The organism is Nonomuraea rhizosphaerae, from assembly GCF_019396405.1.
Lineage (GTDB): Bacteria > Actinomycetota > Actinomycetes > Streptosporangiales > Streptosporangiaceae > Nonomuraea > Nonomuraea rhizosphaerae.
In genome coordinates, this window is the sequence record NZ_JAHKRL010000286.1 from 1 (window position 1) to 3,667 (window position 3,667).

Genomic DNA, 3,667 nt, shown 5'->3' on the forward strand with positions numbered 1-3,667 from the left:
TTCCCCAGCAGCCCGCCCACCGCCGCCGTCAGCTCGGCCGCCGGCACCGGGACCCGTACCGGCAGCGTCGCGCCGGCGAGCTGCCACGGCCGCTGCTGGTCCTCGGCCAGCGCCGACCAGAACACCAGCCGCTCGCGCAGCACCTCGGCCGCGTCGCAGGCCCGCTCGGCGCGCGAGGGCCGCCGGGCGGCGGAGATGATCGTGTCCACCTCGCCCTCCAGTCTGGCCAGGGCCTGCCTGCTCGGCTCGGCCTGCTCGCCGAGCTGGTCGAGGCTGAGCCTGAGCGCGGTGAGCGGCGTGCGGAGCCGGTGCGACAGGTCGGCGGCCAGCTCCCGTTCGGCGGCCAGCAGGTGCGTCACCTGGTTGGCCATCGCGTTGAACGCCGTGGCCGCCGCCACCAGCTCGGGCGGCCCCTCGGGATGGATGCGCTCACGCAGGTCGCCCGCGCCCAGCGCGGTGGCCGCCGAGCCGAGCCGGCGCGCCGAGCGCACCACGCGGGCGCCCAGCCGGTCGCCGACCAGCACCGATCCGAGCACCAGCACGACGGCCAGTCCGGTCAGCACCGCCCATGACGTCCCGACGCCCCGCCGCAGGTCGGCGGCGGGCACGAACACCTCGATCACCGCGCCTCTGCCCTCGTCCAGCGCGACGGGGCGCAGCAGCGCCTGGCCGCCGGGCAGCTCGACGGTCCCGGCCCTGGTCTGCGCCGCCGCCCGCGCCACGTCGGCGGCGGGGGCGCGGGAGGTGCCGGCCGTCGGGCCGTTCTTGACGTGGACGGCCAGCAGCCCGCGCCGCCCGGCCTCGGTCCGGGCCATCGCGTGCGCGAGGTCCTCGGTCCTGGTGGTCAGCGCCAGTACGGGCACCAGCGCGGACGCCTGCCGCTCGGCGTCGGCCACGGCCCTGGACTCGGCGGTCTCCTTGACGGTCAGCGCGAGCGGCACCAGGAAGGCCAGCGCCACCATCGAGGTGACGGCCACCACGAGCGCCGCGAGGGTCCGCCTCATCGGGGGGCTGACAGCATGACGCCGACGCCGCGGACGGTGTGCAGGTAGCGGGGGTTGGAGGCGCTCTCGCCGAGCTTGCGGCGCAGCCACGACAGGTGCACGTCGATCGTCTGGTCGTCCCCGTACGACTGGTGCCAGACCTCGGTCCGTAACTCCTTGCGGGTGACGACCCGGTCGGCCCGCACGGCGAGGTAGGCGAGCAGGTCGAACTCGCGCCTGGTCAGCGTGAGCGGCCCGCCGTCCAGCGCGGCCTCGCGCCGGTTGACGTCCACCAGCAGCCCGCCCACCCGCAGCACCTGCGGCGGCGGGGCGGAGCGGGCCCGGCGCAGCACCGCCTCCAGCCGGGCGCCCAGATGGTCGCCGGAGAACGGCTTGACCAGGTAGTCGTCGGCGCCCGCCTGCAGCAGCCGGACGATCTCGGCCTCGTCGTCGCGGGCCGTGGCCACGATGACCGGCACGTCGGAGATGCCGCGCACCATCTTCAGCGCCTCCGACCCGTCGAGGTCGGGCAGGCCCAGGTCGAGGACGACGGCGTCCGGCGGGTGCTGCGAGATCTCGCGCAGCGCGTCCAGGGCGCAGCCCGCGCTGCGCACCACGTGCCGTCTGCCGGCCAGCTCGCGGATGATCGCCGACCTGACGAATTCGTCGTCTTCGACTACGAGGACCGTCGCCATGGGGCCCTACCGTACATAATGCGTCTCATGCGTCGAGCCCTTCGTTACGTGGTGATCTGGTGTGGTGCCACGCTGATCGCCGTCTCAGTGTCGTGGTTCGGCGTGCGCGGCGTCCTGCGTACCGAGTTCGTGGACGACGTTCAGGTGGAGCCGTACAGGGCGCGGGCCGTCGCGGACGGGGAGCGCGGCACACCCTCCGCCGCGCCTGTCAGGACGCCCGCCCCGACACCTACTCTCACTCCGGCACCCGTCTCCACCTCCGCGAAGAAGCCCACGAGGACGCCCGCCTCGACGCCGGTGCGGACCCCGACGAAGAAGCCCGTCAGAACACCTGTGAGAACCCCCGCGAGCACACCCGCCAGAACCTCCGAGCCGGCCGCCACCAGCGCGAGGCCAACGCCGGCGCAGGCGTCGGAGAACCTGCGGGTGGTGACGGTGAAGGGCGGCGAGGTGACGTTCGAGCTGGGCCCCGACGGCTGCCGCCTGATCTCCGCCATCCCGAACAGCGGTTACTCCACCAACGTCTCCAGCAACACCGGCTGGATCCGGGTGGACCTGGCCAAGGGCGAGCACGGTTCGAGCGCGTTCTGCATCAGCGGCGAGCGGCGCACCGACACCTGGGAGTACTGAGGAGTGCCGATGAGCACGAGCCGGAGATGGAGCCGCTCCAGCGCGACGCGGGAGACGCTGCTGCGCTCGGCGCGCGAGGTCTTCCAGGCCAAGGGGTACGCCGAGGCGACGGTCGCCGACATCGTGGAGGCGTCGGGGATGAGTGTGGGGAGCCTGTACCACCATTTCGGCGGCAAGCCGGGGCTGTTCCTGGCGCTCTGGGAGCAGTTCATGCGCGCCCAGGAGGAGCGCACCTCGCGGGCGGCCAAGGCCACCCAGGGCAGCGCCGAGCGGTTCCTGGCCGGGGCCCGCGCCTACCTGGAGGGCTCGTGGGAGCTGCGGGAGGTGGCCAGGCTGTTCCTGGAGAACGACGGCCCGGCCGAGTTCACCACGCTGCGCAGGCAGCGGGGCTGGGACTGGATCGGCGGGAACAAGCGCCTGCTGGAGCTCGATGACTCGCGCGAGAGCCAGGTGCTGGTCGTGCTGCTGACCACGATGATGGGCGAGGCCGGGCGCGAGGTGACCGCCTGCGAGTCCGAGCAGGAGGCGAAGGCGACGATCGACGAGGTCGTCCGGCTGGTCGGGCGACTGCTCCCCACGGCGTAGCCGGACCGCCGCCCTGGGGGTGATTCGCCGGGGCTCGCCGGGTGCGACCGTGGACGTATGGACGCACTCAGGAAGGCGCTCGGGGCGCTGTCGGCGGCGTACGCGCTGGTGTTCTTCTGCGGGGCGCTGCTGCACGCCGGGCTGGCGCTCGGGCCGCTGCGCGAGCCGGTGATCGTCCCGGCGACGGTCGTGGAGACGCTGTGCGGCGCGGCGCTGGCCGTGGGCGCGTACGGCGCGCTGAGACCCACGCCGTGGGCGTGGGACGCGGTCGTCTACACGCACGCGGGAGCGCTGGCCGGGGTGCTGATGGGGGTGCTGGCGCAGGCGCTGGGGCCGGGCGAGGAGACCGCGCTGAACCTCTGGTACCACCAGACGATGGTGGTGCTGCTCCTGTCGGGCCTGGCCGCGGCCCTCTACGTGTCGAGGGTACGCAGGTAGCCGGCGGCCTCGGCGACCTGGTCCTCGGTGAAGACGCGGATGCCGTCGCGCTCCAGCAGCGCCGTGGTGACGCCTTGGCCGGGCAGCCGCCGCCCCTGGAACGTGCCGTCGTAAATGGCGAGCGCGCCGCAGGACGGGCTGCCCTCCTTGAGCACCGCCAGCCGCGCGCCGGCGGCCCTGGCGGCGTCGAGCGCGGCCCGCGCGCCCGCCAGGAACTGCGCCGTGACGTCGGACCCGTCGGTGGCCAGCACGCGGGCCCGCCCCGACAGCACGGCCGCGCCGCCGGCCCCGCGCTCGATCTCGGCGGGCGGGGGGGGGGGGGGCGGGCCCCCCTCC

The 3,667-nt window shown here is 74.4% G+C and carries 6 protein-coding genes; 3 read left to right on the forward strand and 3 right to left on the reverse strand.

The genetic code is table 11. The features are described 5' to 3' along the window. Both KME77_RS14700 and KME77_RS14705 read right to left on the reverse strand, forming a co-directional pair. Positions 1 to 1,004, reverse strand: a 1,004-nt coding sequence (locus KME77_RS14700) for a HAMP domain-containing protein (RefSeq protein WP_219467178.1), incomplete at its 3' end; no start/stop codon positions are given. Next, a complete protein-coding gene (locus KME77_RS14705; RefSeq protein ID WP_219467181.1) occupies positions 1,001 to 1,678 on the reverse strand; it encodes a response regulator transcription factor in 678 nt (225 codons plus the stop codon). The genes KME77_RS14705 and KME77_RS14700, both read right to left, overlap by 4 nt. 27 nt (positions 1,679 to 1,705) lie before the next feature. On the opposite strand from KME77_RS14705, the gene KME77_RS14710 reads away from it, so the two are divergent. Genes KME77_RS14710 through KME77_RS14720 form a run of 3 tightly spaced genes read left to right on the forward strand, consistent with a single transcriptional unit; the run spans position 1,706 to position 3,331 of the window. Next, positions 1,706 to 2,308: a hypothetical protein gene (locus KME77_RS14710; protein WP_219467183.1), complete on the forward strand. Its 603-nt coding sequence runs from the start codon at positions 1,706 to 1,708 to the stop codon at positions 2,306 to 2,308. 9 nt (positions 2,309 to 2,317) lie between these two features. After that, positions 2,318 to 2,893, forward strand: coding sequence for a TetR/AcrR family transcriptional regulator (locus KME77_RS14715; protein ID WP_219467185.1), 576 nt, complete (start codon positions 2,318 to 2,320; stop codon positions 2,891 to 2,893). 57 nt (positions 2,894 to 2,950) lie between these two features. Then, entirely contained in the window at positions 2,951 to 3,331 is a 381-nt protein-coding gene (locus KME77_RS14720) for a hypothetical protein (protein WP_219467188.1), read from the forward strand. On the opposite strand, the gene KME77_RS14725 is transcribed toward KME77_RS14720, so the two are convergent. Continuing rightward, positions 3,307 to 3,667, reverse strand: a 361-nt coding sequence (locus KME77_RS14725; protein WP_219467189.1) for a 2-thiouracil desulfurase family protein, incomplete at its 5' end; no start/stop codon positions are given. The genes KME77_RS14720 and KME77_RS14725 overlap by 25 nt on opposite strands.